The following is a 254-nucleotide window of genomic DNA, read 5'->3' on the forward strand; positions in this document are numbered from 1 at the left end:
AGCGTTGAACCGGCAGGGGTTGCAATGCCGGTGCATCCAGCACTGCAAAAGTACTGGCACGGCTGCCGGGCAGTTTCTGAAACGGTTTGTGATTGAGCCGTTCCAGCAACGGGGTGATTTCCTCATCTACCTCGTTAACCGTGGTAAACCGGTGATGACGCAGACGAGCCATGATCCAACGCTCAACCACCTGCACCGCAGACTCGACTTTGGCTTTATCCTGGGGGGAGTAGGTCCGGGCAGGAAGTACCGAG

General features: G+C 57.1%; 1 pseudogene. It reads right to left on the reverse strand.

Features of this window, described 5'->3' with window-relative positions:
* Window positions 1-254 (reverse strand): annotated as a pseudogene (locus tag IV91_RS16460) (IS21 family transposase); the annotation flags it as partial.

The organism is Ferrovum myxofaciens (assembly GCF_000735045.1).
Lineage (GTDB): Bacteria > Pseudomonadota > Gammaproteobacteria > Burkholderiales > Ferrovaceae > Ferrovum > Ferrovum myxofaciens.